This is a genomic window from Lutispora sp. (assembly GCF_041687175.1).
Lineage (GTDB): Bacteria > Bacillota > Clostridia > Lutisporales > Lutisporaceae > Lutispora.
Window position 1 is genome coordinate 1 of record NZ_JAWLCK010000032.1, and the last position, 26,280, is coordinate 26,280.

24 protein-coding genes are annotated in these 26,280 nt (G+C 39.9%); 1 reads left to right on the forward strand and 23 read right to left on the reverse strand.

What is annotated here, in order from left to right; all coding sequences use genetic code 11:
- Positions 1-138: 138 nt before the first annotated feature.
- The 9 genes from ACESM9_RS06850 to ACESM9_RS06890 form a co-directional block, all read right to left on the reverse strand.
- On the reverse strand, positions 139-1,722 hold the full coding sequence (locus tag ACESM9_RS06850) for a PucR family transcriptional regulator (protein WP_372996618.1): 1,584 nt from the start codon (positions 1,720-1,722) through the stop codon (positions 139-141).
- A 186-nt stretch (positions 1,723-1,908) separates the two neighbouring features.
- Positions 1,909-3,315 (reverse strand): uracil-xanthine permease family protein, encoded by a 1,407-nt coding sequence (locus tag ACESM9_RS06855; protein WP_372996620.1) that lies wholly within the window; start codon positions 3,313-3,315, stop codon positions 1,909-1,911.
- Between the two features lie 17 nt (positions 3,316-3,332).
- Positions 3,333-4,205: a carbon-nitrogen hydrolase family protein gene (locus ACESM9_RS06860; RefSeq protein ID WP_372996622.1), complete on the reverse strand. Its 873-nt coding sequence runs from the start codon at positions 4,203-4,205 to the stop codon at positions 3,333-3,335.
- Between the two features lie 153 nt (positions 4,206-4,358).
- Positions 4,359-5,147, reverse strand: coding sequence for a cyclase family protein (locus ACESM9_RS06865; protein ID WP_372996624.1), 789 nt, complete (start codon positions 5,145-5,147; stop codon positions 4,359-4,361).
- Positions 5,148-5,304: 157 nt separating this feature from the next.
- A complete protein-coding gene (locus tag ACESM9_RS06870) occupies positions 5,305-6,549 on the reverse strand; it encodes a DUF1116 domain-containing protein (RefSeq protein ID WP_372996626.1) in 1,245 nt (414 codons plus the stop codon).
- 38 nt (positions 6,550-6,587) lie between these two features.
- Positions 6,588-6,761 (reverse strand): fdrA domain protein, encoded by a 174-nt coding sequence (locus ACESM9_RS06875; protein ID WP_372996628.1) that lies wholly within the window; start codon positions 6,759-6,761, stop codon positions 6,588-6,590.
- A gap of 15 nt (positions 6,762-6,776) precedes the next feature.
- Entirely contained in the window at positions 6,777-8,330 is a 1,554-nt protein-coding gene (gene fdrA / locus ACESM9_RS06880; protein ID WP_372996630.1) for an acyl-CoA synthetase FdrA, read from the reverse strand.
- A gap of 197 nt (positions 8,331-8,527) precedes the next feature.
- Complete coding sequence (gene mce / locus ACESM9_RS06885; protein ID WP_372996632.1) at positions 8,528-8,938, reverse strand: methylmalonyl-CoA epimerase; 411 nt, start codon at positions 8,936-8,938, stop codon at positions 8,528-8,530.
- A gap of 156 nt (positions 8,939-9,094) precedes the next feature.
- Positions 9,095-10,282 carry a CaiB/BaiF CoA transferase family protein gene (locus tag ACESM9_RS06890; RefSeq protein WP_372996634.1) on the reverse strand — a complete coding sequence of 396 codons (1,188 nt, stop codon included), beginning with the start codon at positions 10,280-10,282 and terminating at the stop codon, positions 9,095-9,097.
- Between the two features lie 313 nt (positions 10,283-10,595).
- Between ACESM9_RS06890 and ACESM9_RS06895 the strand changes: the two genes are divergently transcribed.
- A complete protein-coding gene (locus tag ACESM9_RS06895) occupies positions 10,596-11,486 on the forward strand; it encodes a peptidylprolyl isomerase (RefSeq protein WP_372996636.1) in 891 nt (296 codons plus the stop codon).
- A 63-nt stretch (positions 11,487-11,549) separates the two neighbouring features.
- Here ACESM9_RS06895 and ACESM9_RS06900 read toward each other — a convergent pair whose 3' ends face one another.
- The 14 genes from ACESM9_RS06900 to ACESM9_RS06965 form a co-directional block, all read right to left on the reverse strand.
- Positions 11,550-11,774 (reverse strand): TrkA C-terminal domain-containing protein, encoded by a 225-nt coding sequence (locus ACESM9_RS06900; RefSeq protein ID WP_372996638.1) that lies wholly within the window; start codon positions 11,772-11,774, stop codon positions 11,550-11,552.
- Positions 11,775-11,796: 22 nt separating this feature from the next.
- Positions 11,797-12,090, reverse strand: coding sequence for a CC/Se motif family (seleno)protein (locus ACESM9_RS06905; RefSeq protein ID WP_372996662.1), 294 nt, complete (start codon positions 12,088-12,090; stop codon positions 11,797-11,799).
- Positions 12,091-12,356: 266 nt separating this feature from the next.
- Positions 12,357-13,139, reverse strand: coding sequence for an OAM dimerization domain-containing protein (locus tag ACESM9_RS06910; protein ID WP_372996640.1), 783 nt, complete (start codon positions 13,137-13,139; stop codon positions 12,357-12,359).
- An 18-nt stretch (positions 13,140-13,157) separates the two neighbouring features.
- Positions 13,158-14,708, reverse strand: a complete 1,551-nt coding sequence (locus tag ACESM9_RS06915) for a lysine 5,6-aminomutase subunit alpha (protein ID WP_372996642.1) — start codon at positions 14,706-14,708, stop codon at positions 13,158-13,160.
- 278 nt (positions 14,709-14,986) lie between these two features.
- Positions 14,987-16,585: a MutS-related protein gene (locus ACESM9_RS06920; RefSeq protein ID WP_372996644.1), complete on the reverse strand. Its 1,599-nt coding sequence runs from the start codon at positions 16,583-16,585 to the stop codon at positions 14,987-14,989.
- Complete coding sequence (locus ACESM9_RS06925) at positions 16,575-17,615, reverse strand: hypothetical protein (protein WP_372996646.1); 1,041 nt, start codon at positions 17,613-17,615, stop codon at positions 16,575-16,577. The genes ACESM9_RS06920 and ACESM9_RS06925 overlap by 11 nt, the downstream gene beginning before the upstream one ends.
- 168 nt (positions 17,616-17,783) lie before the next feature.
- On the reverse strand, positions 17,784-19,043 hold the full coding sequence (gene ablA / locus ACESM9_RS06930) for a lysine 2,3-aminomutase (protein WP_372996648.1): 1,260 nt from the start codon (positions 19,041-19,043) through the stop codon (positions 17,784-17,786).
- 216 nt (positions 19,044-19,259) lie between these two features.
- Positions 19,260-20,300, reverse strand: a complete 1,041-nt coding sequence (locus ACESM9_RS06935; protein ID WP_372996650.1) for a zinc-binding dehydrogenase — start codon at positions 20,298-20,300, stop codon at positions 19,260-19,262.
- A 153-nt stretch (positions 20,301-20,453) separates the two neighbouring features.
- Positions 20,454-21,857 carry a sigma-54 interaction domain-containing protein gene (locus tag ACESM9_RS06940; protein WP_372996652.1) on the reverse strand — a complete coding sequence of 468 codons (1,404 nt, stop codon included), beginning with the start codon at positions 21,855-21,857 and terminating at the stop codon, positions 20,454-20,456.
- A gap of 504 nt (positions 21,858-22,361) precedes the next feature.
- Positions 22,362-23,168 (reverse strand): glutamate racemase, encoded by an 807-nt coding sequence (murI, locus tag ACESM9_RS06945; protein ID WP_372996654.1) that lies wholly within the window; start codon positions 23,166-23,168, stop codon positions 22,362-22,364.
- Positions 23,169-23,181: 13 nt separating this feature from the next.
- Entirely contained in the window at positions 23,182-24,177 is a 996-nt protein-coding gene (locus ACESM9_RS06950) for a tRNA 4-thiouridine(8) synthase ThiI (protein WP_372996664.1), read from the reverse strand.
- A 23-nt stretch (positions 24,178-24,200) separates the two neighbouring features.
- On the reverse strand, positions 24,201-25,094 hold the full coding sequence (locus ACESM9_RS06955) for an MBL fold metallo-hydrolase (protein ID WP_372996656.1): 894 nt from the start codon (positions 25,092-25,094) through the stop codon (positions 24,201-24,203).
- Between the two features lie 181 nt (positions 25,095-25,275).
- On the reverse strand, positions 25,276-25,446 hold the full coding sequence (locus ACESM9_RS06960) for a small, acid-soluble spore protein, alpha/beta type (protein ID WP_372996658.1): 171 nt from the start codon (positions 25,444-25,446) through the stop codon (positions 25,276-25,278).
- Between the two features lie 171 nt (positions 25,447-25,617).
- On the reverse strand, positions 25,618-26,280 hold a 663-nt coding region (locus tag ACESM9_RS06965), incomplete at its 5' end, for a PepSY1/2 domain-containing protein (protein WP_372996660.1).

The window sequence follows — 26,280 nt, forward strand, 5'->3', positions numbered from 1 at the left end:
ATCTGCCTCCCATATTCTTTCTGGCGTTTTCCAGGATCTGATTATAGTCCATATTTCAACCCCCTTACTTCCCATTTTAGATAATTGTACCATTGTTTTAAGGATATATGAATATAAAAAAAGGACACCGGTGTCCTTTTATCCTATGTAGTTTCTCAGCTTTAATGCTATTTCTACATTCAGCCTGTCATCAGGATTATTAAGATCTACGTTAAGCAGTTTTTGAATCTGATCAATTCTGTATATGGCAGTATTATAGTGAATGTACATCTTTTGAGACACTTGCTTTATGTTTCCATTGCAGTTGAAATAAGCTTCTAGTGTTTCTAATAGATTGCTATCCTTCTTTTCATCATACTCAATTAAAGGTTTCACTATGCTGGTGATAAAGTCCACACCATCTTTGTTAATTTCTTGAAATAGCTGGAATATACCTAGATCCTCGTAATATATAACATTTTTTTTGCTATAAATAACTTTGCTTATTTTAAGTGACTTTTTGGCTTCATTAAAACTATCACATATATTAGTAGGATTATTATAAGGTTTCCCTATACCTATATTAACCAAAACATCAAGTTTAAGTTTTGCATATTCTTTAGAAAGGAAGCTGCCGAATTTAAGAAGTGATTCTTTATAATCTTTAGAGTAAAAAATAGACAAGTTCTTAACCGGTAAAAGCATAACAATGTATGAGCCTACGATACCCATTACAGGTTTCTTATCAAAGGCTTCTATTGCATTTTGGGCTATATCATACATTTTTGTGATAAATTCTTGGTAATTGTTTATTCCAGGTATATCATAGGAATTCACATTACAATCTAAAATCAATACCGAATATTCTTTTTCCAAATCCCAATTAAAATACCTGGACCTTTGAATAATCTGCTTTACATCTGTAATACTTCCACTAGTCAACTCTATCAAGAACTGATCCTTATAATGTCTTACTATGTCTTTTATCTTTTCTCTATTTAGAAAATCCAGAGCTACAATAGATGTTGCTCTTTCAAGAGTGCTCATATCTGTTTTGGATATTCTGCCGTTTAGTTCATAGCATTTCAAGTATCCGAGGGTATTGTTGAGAGCAATTATAGGGAGTTTAACGGGGGTAGTATCTTCACCTTGTTTTTTCATTATTCCCATGTTGTCCCTTATTTCATCTGTTATGCTGCTTGCTAATATATTGCTGTTCATATCTTCTATTACTACGGGATTTTTTACAAGGTCTGCAACTGCATCAACTATCTTGTCCAAATCATTGTAATTTACCATAATATCCATAAGCCTATTGTTGGCATATTCTATTTTCTGCAAAACTTTTGCTTGTCGATTGGTTATATATCCTAAGATAGGTTGTATCAAATCAGAATAAGACATGTGTTGTGGGAATTCAATAATTGGAAAATCTAAAGCCTCTGCAGTGTTTATCATTTGCTCGGTATAGCCTGCAAGATACCTTTTAGGCTTTATACCTAAACCGGCTAACTTCTTTTTATCAAGAAAGGGTATCAATCTATTTAAAGCATTATAGTCATCTTTTATTGCATATCCTGTGGTAAACAGCAATTCTCCAGGTTTTACCCATTTTTCAATATCCGGAACCTCCATTATATTAACATTAGTTACAACTCTGTCCAATCCTTTTTTGCCTGCTATAACTTTTACTCCTTTTAGTTCTTCTTTTTCAAGTATTTCTCTTAATGTAGTTCCATACATACACTGCCACCTCTTAATCCTTATATTTGTTATTATGTCACAATTATAGTTTAATGAATTTTAAGAAATTAGGCAACATATTTCGCCTTTTTTTGACATTTTATATAGATTGAAGTTATCGGAAATACAAAAGGAAAGAAATGCATTATTTCTTTCCTTTTGCCAAGGGGTATTAGTATTATTATTTTATTCCTCTACTTCTTCTTGTTCGCCTTTAAAAGCTACATTCAACAAAAGATTAAGTATAATACCCACAATAACTGCTATAACAACTGTATTTGTAAGGAAAAGCCTTAGCAATGGAGATAGGGTGGCTGTCCAATCTCCTACCACATATTGACAGTAAACAGGAAGCCCTATTGCAAGCATAAGTGTTGTTCCAACTATATATGAGTTGGCTGTTGTAGGTTTAGCCGATCCTACAAGCTGTATACCAGACATTGCGATTGATCCGCATACTATTACGAATACAGCACCTATAACACTTCTTGGAATAGCAACCAGCAAAGCACCAAATTTGGGGCTTAATCCGTAAAGCATCAATATGCAGGCTGAAACTTTAACAACAAATCTTGATGCAATTTTAGTAGTTGCTATTATACCGATGTTTTGAGTATAGCTTGTACAAGGAATACCTCCAAAAATACTTGCAATGAGACAACCAATACCTTCTGCTGCAATACCTTTGTTCATATGTTTAACTTTATAGATCTCTCCACTTACTGCGCAGGTTGCTGCGTAATCACCGATTGATTCAACCATGGATCCAAGATATCCAACAAGTACACCTATGATAGCTCCTCCTACGAACTTCCATCCGAAGCCTGGTCCACCATAAGGGAAGAAGCCCGGGAATGCAAACCAAGGTTTAGAGGCAACAATTGACCAATCAACCTGGCCCATAATTCCTGCTAAGCCAACTCCAACTATCCATATGGAGAAGAATATTGAACCTCTTGATATGATTCCTCCTGCAATGTTTTTAGTAGCAAATTGAAGTATGTATATACAAATTATAACTGCAGCGGCAAGTATGAAGTTAGTAATTGAGCCATCGCCTACCATCCAGCCTACCGCTGTTCTGCCAAGTGAGAAACCAATGCTAATAACAACTATACCTGAAACTATTACAGGGAATATTTTTCTAAGAACACCTAGTACTTTTGAGACTCCAACTAAAAATTCTACTATAGCACCTACAAATATAGCACCCCATAGTGCTTGTAAACCATATATGCTTGCAACAGAAGTCAATGCTCCTGTAACTGTAGCTGAAGGACCTTGTATAATTGGAAGTTTATTACCAAATGTTGTCATTATCAAGGTAGCAATACCCATGGCAAACAGTCCTCTGTTAACCCATGCTGCACCTTCTTCAGGGCCTAAGCCTGCGGCTGTTGCAACTAACAATGGCAATACGAATGGTGAAATGTCTACCAAAGTATGCTGCCATCCATATAGTAAGCTTTCCCACCATGTTTTTGGCTTATCTTCAATTCCTAAAATAGGTTTTACTATTCGAGGATTTTCTTCCCATACTGGTTGTTCCTGGGGATCGAAAACAGTATTTGTATTTAGTTCAGGATTAGACATATATAAGCCTCCTTCATTTATTCTTTTATATACCTGCCACTAACAGGAAATTGGCTTTTTACATCTTTAACAATTCCTTCGTATACTTTTATATTTCTGTCTTCCAAATGGTTAAATATCATAGGTTTTCTGATGCCATAACTCATATATTTCAGCGGATCCGGATCCAGCTTTGCGGATATTATGGTTTCGCCTGCTGTTGCCAAAGCCAGTTGCTGGGCTATAGGGCTTACTATCATACTGTTACCAAAATAGTATGTTCCTGTAGCGTCAGGTCCTGTTGCATTTATACCGGCTAAATATACATGATTATCATAGGCTCTTGCTGCATTTGTAAGTTTCCATATTTCAAAGCTTCTTAAAAGTGCAGAAGGTCTTACGATTATCTCAGCACCCTTCATGGCCAATATACGACTCAACTCTGGATAATCACCATCATAACAAATTATCATTCCGACCTTTGCAAATGGTGTATCATATACATCTGCAGTTTCTCCCGGCAATGCCCATTCTCTTTCTGCCGGGTAAATGTGAGTCTTGTTGTAAACTCCTATAATGTCACCGTTAGAGCCTATGAGTATACTGGAGTTATATACATCTCCCATCTTTTCACCTCTTGTGTATGTAGGAAATACGACATGAACTTTATTTTTTTGTGCAGCTTTACTTACTTCTTCGCTTATTGCAGGAACAGTATCTACCAAATCCCATAATTCTTCTTTAGACAATCCTGTTGCGAAACCTGTAGTAATAGTTTCAGGAAAAATTATAAGATCGGGATTGTACTCTTCTGCAGCTTTATTGAGCCATTTTACTACTTTTTCTATATTCTTTTTTACATTATTAGGTTCAATAGCTATTTGTACACCCGCGATAACTGTTTCTTTCATATCTACACCTCAAACAAATTTTATAAATAAGGGACAGTTTCTAACAATCACTGATTGTTGTTACTATTCTTTATTCCAGATTATTTCAGTCTATAGCAATCAGCAATTCTTCAAAGAAACCGTCCCTATCCCTAGTCACATATTGTTAAATTATTAGTCTTCAACAAATGCCACTACTCTGCAGAATGCAGCTTCTCCACCTTTAAAGTTCCATGGGAAGCATCCTATTGTAACTCTCTTGTTTTGAAGTTCAGGAGCTCCAATTTGTCCGCCAAGGTTTTCTGCATGGATACAGTCATGTTTGAACAATGCATTGTGAGTTAACTGATAATCTTCAACAGGGAATAGTTTATCGACTACTTCTTTGCCGCCTAGGTTCTTTTCAGCTATAGCTCTTACTCTGTCACATTGTCCGAAAGTACCTTTTCCTAAGAATCTTCCTATGGGTAGATTCATCGGATGGTCAGTTGATACTGCGTCTACACACCATAATTTGATTTTCTTCTTAATTAACCAGTCTACCATATCAGGATGTGCTCCTGGATGTAAGTGGATGTATCTTTCTTCGTCAGGCTCAGATCCGAATGTAGCATATTTATACCATCCTGTATGAAGAACTAGGATGTCGCCTTCTTTTACTTCTACTCTTTTTTCTATCATTTCTGGAGTATATACTGCTAAATCATACATTTCGTCTCTTAAGTCAACAATAACTCCAGGGCCGTATAACCATTCCAATGGAATCTGGTCAATTGTCATACCATCTGTTATGAAATGTCTTTGTGCGTCCAAGTGAGTTCCAATGTGGTTTGATGTTGAGATATACTGAGCGTTAACTCCGTGCTCAGGTTTTCTTTTGAAGTACTTAGCTTCAAAAGGTGGGTAAAATGGCCAGAATTGAACATCAGCATTTAAAGGTTGTGATAAGTCATAAAGTTTCATTGAATATACCTCCATATCTTATAAAATTTTTTAAGAATAAAAATTTTTTTGAGCTTTGTCATTTTTGTGACAATTATAAGTTTCAATTTTTCTGGTTTAAAACCTTTGTTGCTGCTTAACAAATTGTCTGTGCTGTTTTTGTTAATACTTCCTTGTGCTATTTATTCAGTCCCTTTTCTACCATATATCTGGCAGCTTTCTTGAAGCATTCCATAGGAGCAGTTACCAAACCAGCGCCCACTTGACCAACTCCAGGCTCCTTGTGAGCCATGCCTGTATTGATCCTAGGTACAAGACCTGTTTCTAATACCTTTACTACATCAATACCTGTTGGGGTGCCTCTGAAATCAAGGGTAGGTATCTTGAAGTTCTTGTTTTCTGCTCCAGTGATTTCATACATTTCTAGTGTAAAGTTAACAGCGTCTTTGTAAGTTCCTCCAACAAAAGCTACTATTGCAGGAGCACCAGCCATTGCAAATCCACCAATACCTGTAGTTTCTGTTATTGTACTGTCGCCAATGTCAGGATTTGCATCTTCTTGGGTGAAACCAGGGAAGAATAATCCTTTAGGTGTATTAGCAGGTGCTGTGAACCATTCATCACCAAGGCCGCTGACTCTTATTCCGAATTCCACTCCGTTTCTGGCCATAGCTGTAACTATTGTACTGCCAGGTATGTTATGTGCTGCATCTGTAATAGCTTTGCACATAGCCATTGTTATATTTATGGTAAAGTGCTCATTGCCATTGATGAATTCAAATACTTTGGATATCTTTTCTTTGTCTGCGTTGACTTTGCTCAAGTATTGACCAATAATTTTAGCAAACATTGCAGTTGCAGCTCTGTTTCTGTTATGGCAGTCATCGCCCATTTGAAGAGCTTGAATAACCAATGCCTTCCAATCGATGCCTCCGGAAAGTTCTATTGCTTCCTTAAGTACTGGATACATTTCGTCTTCCATCCAATGAAGTCTTTCTATTACAGAATCTCCAAAAGCGCCAAACCTCAAGCATTTTCCCAGGCCTTCATTCATATTTGTATATGAAAAATTACCGTATTTCTTGTTCTCCATTATGAAAACAGGCATTGAAGCTGACATCACACCTGCCATAGGGCAAACTGATTGATGATGATGGTTTGGTTCAAACTCGATTTCGCCACTGGCAGCTAATTTTCTAGCTGATTCTTCATCTTTTGCCATACCTTCATAAATAAGGGCTCCTATAACTGCACCTTGCATTGGTCCACACATTTTTTCCCAAGTAACAGGTGGTCCAGCGTGCAATATAAGATTTTTCTTCATACCGGGAACAACATCTATTGCCTTCCCAGCTCCTACTAAATAAACTTCTGAGTCTTGTAAGCGTTTTAACGCTTCTTCATTAGCTAGTTTTCTATCCATTTATTTATCCCTCCTATAATTAACCGTATGCACGGGTTTTAACCTAGTAGTGCTGCCAATAGATCTGCAGCTTCGCTGTCCCCTCCAGCCGGAGGTCTCCAATCCATTTGAATTGCTTTGATATCTTGTGATTTTAGGTCTTCGTAGAATTGTTCCAGTCCGATATTTAGGACTTTGAGTTCCTTGCCAAATATATCGTTGACTTTTTTCATCCTGCTACCCCCCCATTATAGCTCATTTATTATCATGCCAGCCAATTTAGATGCTTTCGCATTTGTATTTACTATGATGGCTCCTGCTTCTTCCAGTTTTGATTTCTGCATAGCCCAGTTTTGGGGATCTTCATCAGTACCACAGATATAGCATATTATTGGCACATGTCTTCCATTTTGCGCAAATATGTCTTTAGCTTGTTTAATTCTTTTTGCAAAAACACCCGCCGGATCGCTATGAGTACCATAGCCGATTACGACATCCAGTATTATTACAGCTACATCATCTTTTTGAATTTCTTTCATAAACTCTTCTTCTCTAAGCGTTGTATCTATCATGGGATGAGCTCTGCCTACTGTAAATTGATCGTCACCATAATCTATACAGCAGTTTCCTGTAGTGTTGGTTGCATCTTCTAATTTCATGGTTTTGTTTAATGGTGTATTTGAATAAACATCACCAATATAGTCTCTTAAAACCAGCATGCTTTCATAGCATAATGTGCCGCCACTGTATAAGCCTCTCAGGTATTTTTGTCCTGGCTTTATAAGTTTAGCTTCTCTCTCTGCTATAGCCTTTAGTTCTTCATCGGTTTCAATTTTAAAACCTGAGGAAAGGCCTGCCTCTGCAATCTTGACAGCTTCTACTGCTGCCTCTTCCAGTGTTGTTGCACCTATCTTTCCTATGGCTTCCACCTTTTTCTTGTCTCCCCCTATAAAGTTTATCACCACAGGTTTTTTTACATTTTCTTTAATGTAGGATAACATTTTATCCGATATTTCCTCTGCCGGTGGTTTTGAGATAACTACTATTACTTTAGTGTCAGGATCTTCATTAAGAGCTTCTATGCCTTGGAGCATTGTAATTCCACCGATTTCTACTGATAAATCTCTCCCCCCGGTGCCTATAGCCTGAGATATTCCTCCCCCTAATTTGTGAACCAACACCATCACTTCTTGCATACCTGTACCTGCAGCCCCAACCAATCCAATGTTTCCCTTTCTTATCTTGTTTGCAAAGCCTAAGGGAACATTATTGATCATTGCAGTACCGCAGTCAGGACCCATAAGAAGTAAGCCATTATCCCTTGCATAGGTTTTCAGCTCAAGTTCTTCTTCTTTTGTAACATTGTCGCTGAAAAGCAAAACATGCATGTCATTTTTAAGAGCTTTCATAGCCTCTCTTTTTGCGTATTTTCCTGGTACAGAAATTATACAGAAATTAAGACCAGGCATGGTTTTCATAGCGGAGTCGAAAGATTTTGGTCTGTATTCATTTTCATCATCCCCACCACCATGTTTATTTAGCAAACCATCTACCGCATCAAGGGCTTTGTCAATGGCATCTTGGGATTCAGAGCTTATAGCTATGATCAAATCCTCTGGAACTGCCGCTTCTGATTCCGGTGTGAGAAGTCCAGTTCTTTTGAGAACCTCTTTATTGAGGTCGCTGCCCATGAGAATTGCGGCTTCTTTTATACCTTCAAACTCAGACAATTCTTTAGTGGCAATCATTAGCTTAACTGAATCATAGTACTCGCCATGTCTGATTACAGTTTTGATTAACATCTGTTTACCTCCTTGTTCATATGTCAAGTAGATTCATTGAATTAGTTAATTGTTTAACTTTGATTCATATAAAAAATTCAATTTTTGCGCCCTATTTCCTTTGGTATGTGGTTATGAACATTTGATACACAACTTGTTATTGTTTTATATATAAAAAAAAGGATAGCTAAAACGCTACCCAAACTTTTACCAATCAATTATTCATTTTTAATACATTGACACAATTCCATAAGTACTCCATCGGTATATTCAGGCTTTATGAATATAATCTTCCTATTTCTTGCTCCCATTTGAGGTTCTTTTTCTATAAAATCTATAGCCTTGCTTCTCATATACTGAACCATTTTGTCAATGTCCTCTACTTCAAAAGCTAAGTGTTGATAACCATTTCCTTTAGTAGTTAAAAAGTCAGATATAGTGGTTTCTTCTCCTGTTTCCTCCAGAAGCTCTAGATCTGTATCTCCTATGGGATAGAAGACAACTCTAAGTTTGCGATGAGGTATTTCCTCTATATCCTTCATAGAAACGCCTAATACATCTTTTAGAAATGTTCCAAATTCCTCTATATTATCCAATGCTATGCCTATATGGTCAACTTTTTTAATCATGCCATCCCTCCCGATTGGGTTTGATTAAATTATACCATATTTTATCATCGCAGTATTAGTGTATATTTCGACAAAAAAACTCTAAGGGTTATAATTGGGAGGTTAAATCGGCACACATTGATAAACCCTTAGAGTAGAATCTAGCTTATTAACTTTTTATAATATTCCCTTTTGTTTTAGTTGTTCTATTTCTTCATTGTTCATTCCCAATAGCTCAGATATTATCTCATCAGTGTCATTACCCAGAACTGGGGCTGCTTTCTTGACCTCTCCTTGAGTTTCACTCATCTTAATAGGTACTCCCGGGATTTTAAGCTTTCCAGCAACTTCATGTTCTACTTCTACAATCATATTTCGTGCCAGAACCTGAGGATCTTCAAGCACTTTATCCACTGTATTTATAGGACCGTTTGGCACACCTGCATTTTCTAATATATCCAGCCATTCCTTAACTGTTTTCTTCGTCATCTTTTCTGCAATTTTCGGCCTTAATTCTTCATAATGCTCATTTCTTGATGGATTGGTCTTATATTCTTCTACTTCAAGCAGTTCCTCTGCTTCTATGGCATAACAGAACTTTTCCCACAATACGTCATTTCCAACTGCTACCATAACTTTACCATCCTTAGCATCGAATGGTTCAAAGGGAACTATAGATGGATGTCTGTTGCCTTCAGGCTTTGGAACATTTCCTGTAACCACATATCTTGAAATAGCATTTTCCAATATAGCCACCTGGCAATCAAGCATTGCCACATCTACTTTTTGTCCGATGCCGGTTTCTTTTCTATAGTTTAGAGCTGCCAATATACCTATGGCTGTAAATAATCCTGCTACAATGTCTCCTATTGATGTTCCTACCCTTGTAGGCTCTCCATCCTTTTGACCTGTAATGCTCATCAATCCTCCCATAGCCTGTACAACTGCATCGTAAGCAGCTCTTTTGCTATAGGGTCCGCTGTGGCCAAAGCCTGAGCAGGCAGCGTATATGATTTTTGGATTGGCTTCTTTTAATACTTCATATCCCAATCCCAGTTTCTCCATAGTACCAGGTCTGAAATTTTCCACAACAATATCAACTTTTTTTATCATTTCTAAAAAGAGCTCTTTTGCTTCTGGCTTTTTCAGGTTCATGGTAAAGCTTCTCTTATTTCTGTTAAGGCTCATAAAATAAGCGCTTTCTCCTTCTACATAAGGACCAAACTGTCTGGAATCATCACCCTTTCCTGGCTGTTCCAATTTTATTACATCAGCTCCCATATCTGCCAAAATCATTGTCGCATAAGGCCCTGAAAGAACTCTTGTCAGATCCAAAACCTTAATGCCTTCTAATGCTTGCTTCAAAACAATCCCTCCAAAACTTCTTCATTGATATATTGCTTAATACTTCTTCAGATATTTTCAGTAAACCTTTATAATGAATTCCAAATAAGTGGCTATATTATAGGTACTATTTAACAACAATAATAATGTGCCCCGCCCACAGCCATTGATCCTGCCTAGTAAAGACACCGATGGCTCAAAAATAATTCACAGAAAGTTAATGTTTAGTTAATAATAATGTAGTAAAATATTAATAGTTTGTTTTATATTGTTTCAACTTAAGAGTTGAACACTAGATGAGGCAAAAGAGATAATTAGAAAGGTGTGGAGGATTGTGTCAAAACCAATAAAGGGAAATAACATTTATGCTATTATAATAGGTATATTGATCCTATTGGTATTAGCAGAGGCTATTTATTTTAATAGCAGAACTGGAGGTCAGGAAATTGTTGCCAAGGTAGGCAGTGAAAAAATCACAAAGGATGAATTATACAACTTCATGGTAAGCCAAAGCGGGCAACAGGCTCTTGATTATATGATTTCAGAAAAAATCGTTGAGATGGAAGCTAAAGCTCAGAATGTAGTGGTTGAGGATTCAGAGGTAGATGCAGAAATCGAAAAAGCTGCTGCTGCATATGGTGGTGTATCCAATTTTGAACAGGCAATAACTGCTTATGGCTATTCAATGGATGCCATTAGAAGCGATGTTAGAAAAAGCATAATTGTTGAAAAGCTTTTGGCACCTAAAGTCGAGATAACAGAAGAAGAGATGAAAACATATTTTGAAGAGAACAAGGCTGACTTCGATGAGGAAGAGCAGGTTAAGGCAAGGCATATTTTAGTTGACACTGAAGAAAAGGCTTTGGAGGTAAAAAGCAAGCTGGACGCTGGTGGAGATTTTGCTGAACTGGCTAAAGAGTATTCAACAGATGACAGCAACAAAAACAACGGCGGAGATCTTGGTTTCTTCCCAAGAGGACAGATGGTAAAGGAATTTGAGGATGCAGCTTTTTCGTTGGAAATAGGCAAGATAAGCGATCCAGTGAAGACTGATTTTGGATACCATATAATAAAGGTAGAAGATAAGAAAGCTGCAAAAGAAGCTACCTATGAAGAAAGCAAGGAAGAAGTTATAAAAGCTCTGACAGATCAGAAGCTGCCAGAAGTTTATGAGACATGGCTTGCAGAAAAATATGAATCCTATGAGATACAGAATCTGCTATAGTCAGGAAATATTTAAGGACAGCAGGGACGGTTCTTTTTGTCCCGAGCTGTCCTTTTTATATTATCAAATCATTGGTTTCCCGCACATTTCCATAAGACTATCCTTTATTGAAGCTTCTTGATTCTCATTCACCAGGAGAATCAAAATATCTCCGGAAAGCAGAGTTGTATTCCCCCTTGGAATAACTTCTTTGTTGCCTCTTTTTATACTTACAATTAGACAATTCTCCGGCAGTTTCACATCTTTTAGCATTTTATTGTCAATTTGAGAATCTGCACATACTGGCACTTCTATTATTATCTTGCCTTCCCTACAAATCCATATATACCCCGTCTACCGCTAAATCTTTTATCCAGAGTATTTTTTTAAGATAAATTTTAATCCCTGTTCTGTGGGGCTTGATGGTTTGGGCCACATATACATTTATACCATCGATGTTGTATTGAGAAAAACTCTGTGTCAGTTCAGGCTTACCCATCTTAACAATGGGTTGCGTTACTGCCCTTCACCCAGCTCCGCATTTTGCCATGTGCAGTATGATTGAATTGTCTTGACTATTTTGCTTTATATATTCTGCAGCATCATTGCTTATTTTTATAACTATATAAATCACCCCTGCGGTTACTATGCTTTATATATTATATTCTTGTTAATTGATAGGATTTCATAAAGTTGATACCTCTCATCATCGCATGATATATACCGGTAGAACTCAGAATTCATGGACGACGCGGCATAAAAAAATCCTTTCCATATACTAGTTTTATTATATCATAAATGAAAATATGGAAGAAAGGCTTTCTCTTCAAACGTCATAGCATATGGATGTCTTTGTCGAAAAAAAAGCCACCGAGAACCGGTGACTCATTTTTATTTGCGTCGAACTATTTCTTCTGCTACGAAGGAGGCTACATCGTCTGCGTAGGTGCCGGACCCGAAGCCTGCATCGTAGCCCAGTTCTTTGGCTAGCTCATGAGATATTCTGGGTCCGCCGCAGCAGACGATGAATCTGTCTCTTAAGCCTTCAGCTTCCAGAAGTTCGATTAGGTTAGTTAGGTTTTGTATGTGTACGTTTTTCTGGGTTACTGTCTGAGATACCAAAAGGGCATCTGCATTGAGCTCAACAGCTTTTTGTATAAATTCCTCATTGGTTACCTGACTGCCTAGGTTATAGGCTTCTATCATCTCATATCTTTCAAGACCATAGTGTCCAGCATATCCCTTCATGTTCATTATTGCATCTATGCCTACGGTATGAGCATCTGTACCTGTTGATGCACCTATAACAACCAGTTTCCTTCCAATATTGTCCTTGATGTATTGATCTGTTTCTTCCATGGACATGGTGGTGGATTCAACTTTCGTAACCTTTATATTGGTTATGTCTATGGTGTGTATGCAGCTGCCATATACTACGAAAAATGCATAGCCAACTCCCATATCCTGAGCCAAAACCACATTTGGCTCTTCAAGACCCATCTTCATGGCGTATAGCCTTGCAGCTTCTTTTCCCACTTCGTCAGCCTCGATGGGCAGTGTAAAGCTGAGCTGCACCTTACCGTCATTCATGGTGTCACCATAAGGTTTAACCCTGGTAGGGTCAAAAGTGGTATTAAAATCTCTTTTGCTGGTAGAATATAAACCTGAACTCATTTCACTACCTCCTCTCGGCTATCGATTCAGCATCAATGGAATAAAGGGATTCATGTACTTGTCGTCTTTTACAACAACGCCATCCAAGCCCTTTCCTCCGGTTCTGCTTCTTTTTACACCGCCAAATTTGCCCTGTTCTATTGTTGCAAAAAGTCCTTCTTCTTCTATATCTGCCAACATGTCGGCAGCTTTCTGAAGCACTTCTGCTGCTCTTGTCTGGATTATTCCGCCTTCTTTGAACTCTACTTCATCGCCGATATTTCTCATGTTGTTGAAGATGTATTTTGCATTTTCTATTGACAGAGCTCTATCGGACATGAAAGGTGTGTGTATCGCTTCTGTCATCATGCCCAGAAGCTGTATGCCCTGATGAGTCCAAATGGATATCATGTTAAAGAGTGCATCCTGGAGATGACCTTTGAAAATATTTCCTGTCATAAACTTTGTAGGAGGCATGTATTTCAATGGAGCCTTGGGGAAGATCTCTCTTGCCATCTGAGCTTGAGCCAGCTCCATGAGGAAGCCGTTTTCTATGGATGGATCCATTTCAAAGGCATGGCCTATACCCATTTGTTCTTCTGGTATTCCGGCTTTCAGTGCCAATTGCTCATTCATGAACTGAGAAGCCAGCACAGTATGGGCTTCTTCTACTGCATCGGCAGTGGTGAGGTAGTTGTCCTCTCCAGTATTTATGATAACTCCGGCAAAGCCGTTTATGGTCCTTGAGAAGAATTGGTCAACAAAGGTTCTCTGCATGTTTATATCTCTGAAAAGAATACCATATAGGGCATCGTTTAGCATTACATCCAGTCTTTCCAATGCACCCATAGCAGCTATCTCAGGCATACAGAGTCCGGAGCAGTAGTTGCAGAGTCTGATGTATCTGCCTACTTCTTCTCCCACTTCATCCAATGCCTTTCTCATGATCCTGAAGTTTTCCTGGGTAGCATAGGTTCCGCCGAAACCTTCTGTAGTAGCTCCATAGGGCACATAATCCAAAAGACTCTGACCTGTGGTCCTTATAACCGCTATGACATCTGCACCCTGTCTGGCTGCAGCCTGTGCCTGTACCACATCTTCGTAGATATTTCCTGTAGCAACGATTACATACAGATAAGGCTTTGGACCTTCTCCTATGGTTGACAGGTACTCGTCTCTTTTCTCCCTGTTCTTTCTTACTCTTTCAACGGCTGCCAAAGCCATTTCTTCTGCTTTGGCCTTTATCTCCGCTTCAGGTTTCAAGGGAAGCTTGGTAATATCCAGTTCTCCTGCTGCTATTTTTTCAGCTATTTCCTGAGGAGTCAGTCCTGTATTGAGAACTGCATTTGCCATAAAATATGCAATACCGGTAGATAGTCCGCCGGCTTTTTTCAGATTATCTACTACTATATTGGGAAGTGGAGTGCCTATTTCATCAGTGCCATCAACTCCATAGAGCCTGAGAATAGTTCTCTCCACTGCAACAGTGGTATGTTGATCCACAAATCTTTGAACTTCCTCTGCTATATTTCTGGCAGAGTTTCTAGCTCTATCGATCAAGCTTTGATCAAGGTTCAACTTGCTTTTCATGTTTTACCTCCTTATTCTATGCTTATGGGTATTCCTATTGGGTCTTGACACGCGCTGCGTTGCCCAAGGGATTCCTTTTCCGTCCTGATACGTGACGCGTGTTATTTTTTCTGGGTATTCCTTTGGGGTCAGTCACTAGTCGCTGGTCGCTAGTCTCTAAAAACTATGGTATTCCTTTTGGGTTCTGGCGCGGGGCACGCGTTATGCAGAGCGGTTATGAACCATTCCCTGCATAGTAGCCCAATCGTGGAAGCAAAAAGAACCGTCCCCGGTGCTTCTCAGTTTTCTAAGATATTTTCTGCTTCTTTGAGTATCTCCTCAGGTACGCCTATGAGGCGGGAGATGTTTATAGCGTCTTTGGGTACCCCTGTGTTGCCCACTATTTCAATCAGTGTATAGTCCATATATTGGGATATAACATCCGGATTGCCCAGCTTGCCATAGTCCACATTTCTCAGTCCTTTAACCTGAAGGTGTTTCACTCCTTCTCTCACCAAGCCGTCAAAGTGAGTAGTGATTATGGTTATGCAGGGTTTTTTCAATAGATAACTTATGATTCCGTAGGATATGGCATAACCTTCTCTCGGATTTGTTCCTCTTGCCAGTTCATCTATGAGGATCAAGCCCTGTTGGTCGGACATATCCAACATTTCCTTAATTCCCTGCATCTCGGCACCAAAGGTGGAGAGTCCTGAGTCAAGGGATTGCTCATCTCCTGCTGATATGAAAATGAAGTCCCAGAGGCTTGCTTTCATGTATTCAGCAGGGACGAAAAGTCCGTATTGCATCATTGCTGCCAGAAGGCCTATGAGCTTCAACGAAACAGTTTTTCCTCCCATATTTGCTCCTGTGATCACTGCCACACCCCTTTGGAGATTTACACTTATAGGTGTGAAAGTCTTGCCTTTCCTCTTCAGACCTGCTTCCACCACCGGATGTCTGCCCATTTTTATGGTGCAGCATATGTCCTTAGATATGATGGGCTTCACTGCGTTCATGGCAATAGCCAGATAAGCTTTGGCAATCAGCAAGTCAAAATTTCCTATGGCATCAATGTTTCTCAGTATGGCCTGTCCCAGAGAAGCAACTTTTTGGGAAAGTTCCTCCAGAACCTTCATTTCCTCCAAGGCTTCCTTTTCTTTCAGGTTTTCTATCTCCTTCATCAGCTGAGCCATTGGTTCATCTGGTCTCACTTTGAATGTAATATTGATATATGTTTCTGAAAAAACCTGGAGCTTTGGATATTCCATAAGCTTTTTTATCACATCCGTCTGATTCCTGCTTATGGTTATATCTCCCGTAGTTCTAAGCTTCAAGCCTGTCTCTGCTTCTATCTCCCTGGCTTTTTCCTTCTTCATTTCTTCCAAGCTATGTTCTGCCTTTGCTCTTTCAGCCCTCAGATCTCGTAAAGCTTCAGAGTAGCAGTCATAGATATAGAAGGTTTTTAAGCCGCTGTTTTCAGGATCCAAAAGCTTTTCTACTTCTTCCATAACATGAATCTTGAACTTTTCGGGAATTTTCCAATGAAGGGCTGATTGACTCTGGGAAATTGAGCGCGTGATGGATATAAGGTTTTTTAACTCAAAAAACTCTACAGAGTTCAAAACCCCGCCTTCCATACATCTTTCTACTGATTTTCTTATATCTTTTATTCCTCTCATATGGGTTCTGATTTCAACAAAAACCGCTCTTTGGGTATCTACAAGCTCTCTTATCTTTTCCACTCTGTCTAATTCTTCCCTAAGTGCCTCTTCTTCTTCCCTGTTGTAAGGCTTCATAAGGCTTTTGAGCTTGATACCAAAAGGGGTTATAGGGTGCAGATCACCAAGCACCCTATCTATATCAAGGACTTTAAATGTCCTCTTATTAATATCCATAACCATCTCCCCCTTGCATCACATCATACACTGGGATATCAGGTATTGCTTTTCTCATGTTTTCCAGGAAGGCTGCAGAGTCGAAATAATAGCCTTCGGGGGAATAAGGGTTTACTGTAACCGCAATAATATTTATTGCATCTACTACATTGAGGTTAAGACCCATTTTTTGCAGCAGATGAAGCTCTCTTTGAGGGATGAAAACACGGGTTCCATCCTTCACGAGAATGGTTATTTCGCTCTTTTTATTTTGCACAATATCCTTCAGGGTATCCACAGTGGCTGACCCGGAGAGCACCACATATCTTGTGTCTTCTGTGAGGGCTTGGGCTATAAGGCTACCGCTTCTCAAAGATGTAAGAGTGTCCACATAGGTTATGGATAGATCCTCATTTATGAGTCCGGTTCTGCCCTCTTCGATTATGCTCTCTGCCAAGTCTCGAATCTCGCCTCTGTCTACCTGAGGTATTGAATATGTGTTTATTATATGCATTGTCTTATCTATGACCAAATCCTGAGATCTGGCTAAGGCTGCTCCTGTAGCCAGTATGGTGCCGTCGGAGACGAAGGGCGCTGCCGAGGCTCGCCTGTCTAAGGATCCGTCTATGAGGACCAGCTCTGCTCCGAAGGTCATCATTTCTTCACACATGCCCTTTATGGTTCGGGATGAATAGGGCCCGGATATCTCCACATATCCATCTTCAACAACCCGTCCAATGACCACCCGCCCCATGGGTGTGTTGTAATCGGTTACAGAGTATATCTCTATGCCTGCATACTCAGGTTTTATTGCATTTTCCACAGTGGTTATTATGGTTCCCCTGTGTACAAAAACAGGCGGTTTCTCCGTCTCTGTAAGCACATCACGTCTTTCACCGTCTCTGCCGGTGGAGATAAGGGCGATAGGTATACCCTTATCTCCAGCCTGGAGGATGATTTCGTTTAGTGTTACGGTTTTGCCTGCATTTTTGCTAGTGCCCACTATGGAAACTATTCTATTGTTTGGGTAGATAAGATCTATAAGTTTCATGTTGTTCTCCTTATATTATGTTGTTACGTGCTGCGTTGCCTGGGGTATTCCTATTCCGTCCTGACTCGTGGCTCGTGCATTAGGGTAGCGCGCTAGGGTCACGGAACGGTTATGAACCGTTCCCTACAACGCTGCGCTCAGGATGACAGGCTGTTCCTGGTGTCCCGTTTATTTTTGTCTCTTTTTTGCTCTTTCTTTTCTTAGCATTTCTGTTGGTTCAAGGTTTAATGCATTGCCTTGGAGCAGTCCAGCTACACCGCTGAGTTTGTCTTCTTTTTCCTTCTTGCATACAGGGCAGTTGCATGGTTCTTCAATATATTCAGGTTCTGTGTATGTGGTTACCACACCTTCGAAGTTTCTCAGTATTACTTTCTTCTTGCTCTGGGATACTACATACTGAGGCATTACAGGTGTCTTTCCGCCGCCACCGGGAGCGTCAACAACAAATGTAGGCACGCAGAATCCTGATGTATGGCCTCTCAAGCCTTCTATTATTTCTATACCCTTTGAAACAGTTGTTCTGAAATGTTCTATACCAAAGGACAAGTCACACTGATAGATATAATATGGTCTTACTCTCATCTTTACAAGTTTGTGAACAAGGTCTCTCTGGATATGAACGCAGTCGTTTACACCTCTTAAAAGAACGGATTGATTTCCTAGAGGTATGCCTGCATCAGCCAGCATTGCACAGGCCTTAATAGTTTCTGGAGTAACTTCCTTTGGATGGTTGAAATGAGTGTTCAACCAGATAGGATGATATTTTTTCAACATGTTTACTAGTTCAGGAGTAATTCTCTGAGGCATAACTACAGGTGTTCTTGAACCAAGCCTTACTATTTCAACATGAGGAATTTCTCTAAGTTTTTTAATGATGTATTCCAGTGTTTCGTCTCTTACCAATAGGCAATCGCCACCAGAAAGCAATACGTCTCTTACTTCCGGTGTATTTCTGATGTATTCGATAGCCTTATCTATTTTTTCCATTGGCTGTGCATCGTCATGCTGTCCTGCAAATCTTCTTCTGGTGCAGTGTCTGCAGTACATGGAGCATTGGTCTGTGATAAGCAAAAGAACTCTGTCAGGATATCTGTGGGTGAGTCCTGGTGTTGGTGAGTCTTCATCTTCGTGGAGAGGGTCCAGTTGATCTGCTTCAGCCTTGTGAAGTTCAAAATTTGTTGGAACCGCCTGTTTTCTTATTGGGCAATTAGGATCATCAGGATCCATGAGGGATGCATAATAAGGTGTGATAGCCATTCTCAATGTCTTAAGGCATTTATTGATTCCCTCTTCTTCTTCCGGAGTGATGTTTATAACCTTCTTTAGTTGCTCGACAGTTGTGATTCTGTTAGTAACCTGCCATTTCCAATCATTCCATTGTTCTGGAGTAACATCTTTCCATAGTTCTATTTCATTATAATGTCTCATGAATCAAACCTCCTATATATATTTAATCGGTAGCGTTGCCTAGGGTAATTCTATTCCGTCCTGACTCGTGACCCGTGATTCGGGTTGCGGGTTGCGGGTGGCTTGGGGCACGGAGCGGTTATGAACCGCTCCCTACATGGTGTTTGGTATCCCCATTAGCCCATTGTGAGCCAGGTCCAACCGTCCCCGTTGGCTCACTCTTAGTTCATAGTTCAATTATGCATAAAGCTCTGTGAATATGTTTCTTATAGCTTCTGATTCTCTGAGTATCTGGAGAGTTATATCTGCATGGCCCTTTGTATAGCCATTGCCTATTATCATTGTAACATCGCTGCCTATACCTTCTGCTCCCAAAGCTGCCTTTGTAAAGCTGGTAGCCATGCTGAAGAAGTATACCAATCCGGTATTCTTTGTGCAGAGTATGCTTGTCATTTCTGTATCAGGTACATTTACGTTGTTGATGGTTATATCAGCCATTTCTCCATTTGTCAGTTCTGCAACCTTATTCATCACTTCTGTAGGAATTTGAGCATTAGCTGAGAATACTACATCGCAGAAGCCAAGTTTTTTAAGTCTTTCTGTGCTCTTCTGGCTATGGCATAGGCCTATAACTTTGCCTGTAACTCCTGCTCTCTTTTTGGCTTCATAGCAGCAAAGCATTCCGGATTTGCCGCCTGCACCAATGATAAGCACAGTGTCGCCTGGTTTTACAAGTCTTGCAACCTGGGCTGGTGCACCTGCAACATCCAGAGCTGATAGTACAAGCTTTTCAGGTAAATCTGCAGGAATCTTAGCATATATTCCGCTTTCGAATAGTATTGCTTTTCCTTCTATGTCAACCTGGTCTATCTCTTTTCTGATTTCTTTAATCTTGTCTATACGAAGAGGTGTCAATGAAAGAGAAACCAGAGTAGCGATTTTGTCGCCAACCTTTAAATCTGTCTTGCCTTCCAAAGCTTCTCCTATCTTTTCTACTGTACCTATGAGCATTCCGCCGGAGCCTGTAACTGGATTCTGGTGCTTGCCTCTCTCTGCTACAATGCCTTTCATGATTTCTGCGATTTTTGCTTCATCGCCGCCAGCCTGCTCCTCTATCTGTGTGAAGCTGGCTGAATCTATATTCAGAGTCTGAACATTTATAAGAATTTCATTGTCATAAAGTACATCCATGTTGTTGTCTATTCTTTTGGCAGGCTGGGGTAGCACTCCCTTGGGTTCAATAACCCTGTGTGTACCATATTTGCATCCTTTTAGCATAATACTCCTCCTAACATCGTTAATTTTTTAACTTGAATATTCATTATTTATTTTTTCAAAAATTAAACATTGCAAGAAATATGCCATATCAAAAAAAGGGCAAATAGCTATGTTTAGCTCATTTGCTCCTTTTATATCGCCGAATTTTAGGCTCTATATCTTGATATCGTATTTATTTATCTTGTATTGTAAGGTTTGCCGGGGAATTTCGAGGATCTCCGCGGCTCTGGTAATATTACCGCCGGTTTTTTGCATGGCTCTTTGAATCATGATACTCTCAACTTTGTTGATAGTCTCTGTGAGGGGCTTTATCTCAGCTTTCTTTAACTTTGACTTATTTTTAACATAGGTGTCCTGAAGATAGTGAGGCAGCGACTTAGGTGTTATCTCATTTCCATCTGCCATATTCATGGCTCCTTCTATGGCATGCTCCAATTCCCTTACATTCCCGTACCACGGATATGACATAAAGAAATCCATAGCGCTTTGGGTTATCCCTTTGATATTCTTACCCAGTATTTTATTGTACTTTTCTATAAAGAACTCAGCCAATACAGGTATGTCTTCATATCTCTCCCTAAGAGGCGGCATCCTCAGAGATATTACGCTAAGTCTATAGAAAAGATCATCTCTAATGCTCCTATTTGCCAAGGCTTCTCTGGGATCTGTGCCTATGGCTGTCATGATCCTTACATCCACATGGGTGACCTTAGTGTCTCCTACCCTCCTTACATTGCCGTCCTGAAGCACTCTCAGAAGCTTAGCCTGAAGGTTTGTGGACATGGAGTTTACCTCATCAAGAAATAGAGTACCTCCATTGGCCAGTTCAAACAGACCGGGTCTGTTTTCGGCACCTGTGAAGCTTCCTTTGACAGTTCCAAATAGTATACTTTCCAGCAATGTATCAGGTATGGCTGCACAGTTTTGGGCGATAAAAGGTTTGTTACGCCTTGGGCTGGCATTGTGTATGGCATGAACGAGAAGTTCCTTGCCTGTGCCCGTTTCACCATAGACCATTACAGGAGATGGGGAGTTTGAAACAGATAGAGCATCTTTTTTTAGTTTAAGCATGACTTCTGTAATTCCTATTATATCAGCAAAGTTATATATGGCTCCGCTGCTATCTTTTTTTCTCTGGGGTCGAGCTTCTTTCAAGAGTTCTGCCTGTAAATCTACAACCCTTTCTGACAATTTTTTTACTTCAGTTATATCTTTGGATATCTCTACGGCTCCGATTATCTTTCTTCCTGATCTGATTGGGATGGTAGTGTTTAGTGTTGTTATTACCTGTCCTCTATAATTTCTGAAAGATTGCTGATGATTTAATATAGGGTTACCGTTTTTTATGACTTGCAATATTGTACTGGTTTCGGCTGTAAGGGATGGGTATATTTCGAGTATATGACGGCCTATGGCCTCTTCCGGGTTTATAGCGTCCAACTCTGCAGCAAACTTATTATAATATATGATTCTGCCTGAGCTATCGACGATATGTATGCCATCATCTATGTGGTCCAATATTTCCTCAATATTTTCCTTGAAGAGAGAGTCTATCATCGTCACCCACCTCCACATTTTTCAACATTTCCTTTGCCAATTATTCGGCACATAGGGTCTAGAATTAGCAGGTATCACTACCTGCCCATATTATTATAACATAGATTTTGCATTTGAAACTACTAAAAACACTTAAATTTATATATTAGTGGCTTCTAGCTTCTAGCCTCTGGCTGCTGGCATTAGGGTGAGGCTCTAGGGTCACGGAACGGTTATGAACCGTTCCCTACTACGCTAGGGCCCAGGTATTTCATCTGGGTCCCAGATCCTTCGCTGCGCTCAGGATGACATGTATGAGGTTCAAGATGACAGCTTCAGTATATCTCTGGCTTCTAGTATTAGGGTAGGACTTCGGGGTCACGATTCGTGACTCGTGATACGGGACTCGGGACGCGTGCCGCAACCAAGACCCCAGAGGAATACTTAAATACTCGCGTCACGTGCCAGGACCCTAGAGGATCACCCTAGGCCACGCAGCACGTAACAAGACTATAGAGGAATACCCTAGTACTTCTCTATATCTATCTTCTCCACCCATCCGATAGGTTTGCTTAGGAAGTTTTCGCCTACTTTTTTAAACTTTACCGGATTGTCGCTGGCGTAGTATTTGTATTCAGCCTTGTGTGGTCTTTCATTTTTCAGACCGTTGGAGTTTATCATCTTCTCCAGCACCTTAGCTGTCTCATATGCAGGGTTCACCAGTCGTATATCTTTCCCCACCACTTTTCCTATGGTTTTTTCCAGGAGAGGGTAGTGGGTACAGGCCATCACCAGTGCATCTATATCGCTGTTTCGAAAGTCTCCCAGATATCTTTCAGCGGTAAGTTTGGCTATATCCGTATCCTGCCATCCTTCTTCCGCAATAGGCACAAACAAGGGGCAGGCTTTAAGTTTCATTTTCACACTGTTGTCTATATTGTATATAGCCCTCTCATAGGCTCCGCTGGAGACAGTTCCTTCTGTACCTATTATGCCTATTTTTTTGCTTTTCGTCACATTGCAGGCAGTAACAGCTCCTGGCTCCACCACTCCCACTATGGGCAAATCAAAGCTTTGCTGAACCACATCCAGGCTGGCTGCACTGGCAGTGTTGCAGGCTATGACTATAGCCTTAACTCCCTTTTCCAGCAAGAATCTTATGCATTGAAAAGTATATTTGATGACAGTCTCCTTTGATTTGCTTCCATAAGGCACTCTAGCTGTGTCTCCAAAATATATTATATCTTCATCAGGCAGAACCTCCATTATTTCCTTCACTACTGTCAGTCCGCCTATTCCTGAGTCAAATACACCAATAGGTCGTTTGTCCATAATTACCTCCACATTACAGCATCATATTTTTCAATTCTCCATCATCTGCCGGTTTTACTCTTACAAATTCATACTCACTATCTTTTTGCTTCTTGTATTTCACCAATACTGATTCTTCATCTCTGGCTTTGCTGTAACGGGCTGCTATGGCTGCAGCCAGCTCTATCTCATCTTTTGAAGCTTTATGACCTTTTGAGGTTTTAAGCACAACTGTGGAGCCGCTGTATTCTGCAGTGTCAAATATCAGCATGTCATCTGTGATGAGCTCTCTTAAGACTTTATATTCTTCTTCGTTTCTTGTGCTTATGGCTTTTGCCTTGTCAGTGAGGCGGAAATGCCTTCCTACTCTCAGAAGTCTTACATCATGGGCATCCGCATTTTCCTTGTCATGTTCATACAAATCCTTTAGTCTGGCAGCGAAATTAGGCTCTGTCAGACTGCATCCTCCTGCAGGGCTTGGATATTCAACGATCCCTAGTTTTTCAGCCAAAGCCATTTGAGGTTTCCTTGTCTTGCCGTTGAAGCCTAAAAGCTTGCTTCTGTCCACCATCCCGCTGAGCTCCATTTGGGTAGGGGGAAGGTTTAGTGCGCTCAGAGGTCTCAGGATCTTATCCTCGTAGCCTGATTCTTCTTTTACAATCTCCAGTGATTTATAGTTCTGGGACATAGGCCTTTGATTCAAAACTTCTCCTGTGACTAGAAAATCATAGCCTTCCTCTTCCATTATCTTGCCTGCATAGTTCAGCATCATTGCATGACAGTCTATGCAAGGGTTCATATTCTTGCCATAGCCATGCTTTGGCTTTTTGGTCATGGCTAAATGCTCATCGGTAAAATCCACTACTTTGAGAGGTATTCCTATTTGAGCCGCCATTTTCTCTGCGTTTTTGCTTCCGAAGAAGGCTGACTTGAAACAAAGCCCTGTGACTTCAATGCCTTGATCTGCAATAATCTTCGCTGCCAATACGCTGTCCAATCCTCCGGACATCAATGCTAATGCTCTCGCCATGTATATCATATCCTTTCGTTTCTTTAAACCCTTATCCATTTTAAATTATTTTGTATAATATCTGCCTTCAGCATTCCTTCATCAGTCATATAGGACAGGAATGCAGATACTGTTGATGAGGTCAAATAATATTGGCCTATATTTAGTTTGACTTTATAGCGTTCTATCATGTATGCGGTGATTTCCTCCCTGGATCTGGGTTCACTGCAATAACTCAATATATTGTCTGCTATTTCATTTATCCTCTCCATATTGGCTTCTATGGTAGGTATTGGATCCTCCAGCACATCTCCGTGGCTGGGAACAAAATAATCATACTGTAAGCCCTTCAAATATTCAAGAGTATTGAGGGTATTTTTTATATCAGTAAAATATGCCAACCTATGCTTATCTAATATATATTTTGAAAAGAAAGCATCTCCTACAAAGAGTACACCATCTTTTGAAGCAATGCCTATCATCCCCGGCGAATGACCGGATAAGGAAACAATATCAAGGGTTGTTCCCTGGATTGTGGCTTCTCCTTCTTTTATAATATGATTTACGGTGCTTTCCTTTGCCATTAGAAATTTATTTTTCATATCTTTAAGAGGGCTGGCTGAGAAAAGGTAAAAAGGTTCAAGAAGAGGACATTCTATCAGTTGCTTCTCGAAATATGAGGCATATACAGGTATACCTGTCCTTTTTGTTATAAAGCTGTTTCCTCCGCAGTGATCTGCGTGGGAGTGGGTGTTTATTATTGCTGATGGTATAAGATTTTGCTCACCCATGAACTTTAATATTTTTCTTCCCATGTCATCATCCAGGCCTGTATCAATTATTATGGTATTACCCTTATCATCGCTTATTAAGCCTATGTTTACAGCACTGTCTATGTAGTATGTATTTCCCTTTAGTTTTACTATGCTTTGTGGCATTTGTATCATCCTTCCTTAAAAGAAAGGCAGTCTAGCCATGCCAAACTGCCCTAAATTCTAAACCGGTCGTTTCTTTAGTTAGAAGATTTGTAAATATTATATCACAGGATCATATTATACTGAATATATTTTTCATTATAATAGACGGTGAGAAATCTCACCGCCTATTTTCCTTTAAATGTTATTGTCCGCCAACATTTCTATTGGCAATTTCTATAGCTTTTGCTACGATGTTACCACAGTCTCTCGAAGAGACTCCACCCCAGCCTTGCGTGCTCACGATATGGTCTACTCCAAGTTCTCTAGCGATTTCATACTTAAGCTGCTCGGACATAAGGCCTCTTCTGCTCATGGCCGCACCTCCTATTTTTTTAGGCTGTAATAATATTGTGTGTATTTTTTTCGCTTTTACACAGACAAATTTTTGTATTTTTTTCTAAACTTCTAGCCTTTGAAATTAAGGTACTTCTCAGGATTCACAACGCGTAGTTCATGTGAGCCACAAAGGACTGCCCCTAGTGGCTCACTGGGTGAGGATGCCGTTTTCTTCTTTGATTATGCGCAGTATGTTTTCTTCGTTGCCATTTTCTGCATTTATATAGACAAAGTAGTCGTTTCCATTGTATGTGCCTTTGAATTCATAGCAGAGCTGTTCTTTATCCCCGGGCAGCGGTATAATGGCAAGCTTAACCCTGTTTATCTCAATTTTTTTATTCACCTTTTCTCTTGCCTGGGCTTCTGTTATGGATGGCTTTGGTATTTTTCTCTCATGGTGAGACATCAGGTATGGGTAGGCATCAAAACCCACTATATCTCCATTATCCAAGGCAATTTTTACCTTCATCTGGTCCGGATATACCAGCACGCCATCGCCTTCTACAGCTACAAAGGTGACAGTTATTGTATTATCATTCTTATAATGATAGGTATTTGTCAGATTCCCAAAGCCTTGTTCTTTAAGAAATTTTTTCGCCTTCTCTATAGCTTGCTCATCCGTAAGTTTCTTTTCTTCTATGACCCTTGGATCCAGCATCCAGAGTACATGACCGCCTTTTTTGGTTATGTCGATGAATATGGATTTGCTCCTGTCTCCATCCTTGGGAATTGCTTCAAGACCAAAGGTGTTTATTCTTCCCTTACCGGAGCTTACCTCTACTATCCTTCCTACTTTTTGACCATCAATAAA

Coding starts and splice junctions, on each gene's coding strand:
- ACESM9_RS06850 (WP_372996618.1), bottom strand. CDS start 1,722: ATGTATGGAACTACATTAAGAGAAATACTTGAAAAAGAAGAACTAAAA.
- ACESM9_RS06855 (WP_372996620.1), bottom strand. CDS start 3,315: ATGTCTAATCCTGAACTAAATACAAATACTGTTTTCGATCCCCAGGAA.
- ACESM9_RS06860 (WP_372996622.1), bottom strand. CDS start 4,205: ATGAAAGAAACAGTTATCGCGGGTGTACAAATAGCTATTGAACCTAAT.
- ACESM9_RS06865 (WP_372996624.1), bottom strand. CDS start 5,147: ATGAAACTTTATGACTTATCACAACCTTTAAATGCTGATGTTCAATTC.
- ACESM9_RS06870 (WP_372996626.1), bottom strand. CDS start 6,549: ATGGATAGAAAACTAGCTAATGAAGAAGCGTTAAAACGCTTACAAGAC.
- ACESM9_RS06875 (WP_372996628.1), bottom strand. CDS start 6,761: ATGAAAAAAGTCAACGATATATTTGGCAAGGAACTCAAAGTCCTAAAT.
- fdrA (WP_372996630.1), bottom strand. CDS start 8,330: ATGTTAATCAAAACTGTAATCAGACATGGCGAGTACTATGATTCAGTT.
- mce (WP_372996632.1), bottom strand. CDS start 8,938: ATGATTAAAAAAGTTGACCATATAGGCATAGCATTGGATAATATAGAG.
- ACESM9_RS06910 (WP_372996640.1), bottom strand. CDS start 13,139: ATGAGTTCAGGTTTATATTCTACCAGCAAAAGAGATTTTAATACCACT.
- ACESM9_RS06915 (WP_372996642.1), bottom strand. CDS start 14,708: ATGAAAAGCAAGTTGAACCTTGATCAAAGCTTGATCGATAGAGCTAGA.
- ACESM9_RS06920 (WP_372996644.1), bottom strand. CDS start 16,585: ATGGATATTAATAAGAGGACATTTAAAGTCCTTGATATAGATAGGGTG.
- ACESM9_RS06925 (WP_372996646.1), bottom strand. CDS start 17,615: ATGAAACTTATAGATCTTATCTACCCAAACAATAGAATAGTTTCCATA.
- ablA (WP_372996648.1), bottom strand. CDS start 19,043: ATGAGACATTATAATGAAATAGAACTATGGAAAGATGTTACTCCAGAA.
- ACESM9_RS06935 (WP_372996650.1), bottom strand. CDS start 20,300: ATGCTAAAAGGATGCAAATATGGTACACACAGGGTTATTGAACCCAAG.
- ACESM9_RS06940 (WP_372996652.1), bottom strand. CDS start 21,857: ATGATAGACTCTCTCTTCAAGGAAAATATTGAGGAAATATTGGACCAC.
- murI (WP_372996654.1), bottom strand. CDS start 23,168: ATGGACAAACGACCTATTGGTGTATTTGACTCAGGAATAGGCGGACTG.
- ACESM9_RS06950 (WP_372996664.1), bottom strand. CDS start 24,177: ATGGCGAGAGCATTAGCATTGATGTCCGGAGGATTGGACAGCGTATTG.
- ACESM9_RS06955 (WP_372996656.1), bottom strand. CDS start 25,094: ATGCCACAAAGCATAGTAAAACTAAAGGGAAATACATACTACATAGAC.
- ACESM9_RS06960 (WP_372996658.1), bottom strand. CDS start 25,446: ATGAGCAGAAGAGGCCTTATGTCCGAGCAGCTTAAGTATGAAATCGCT.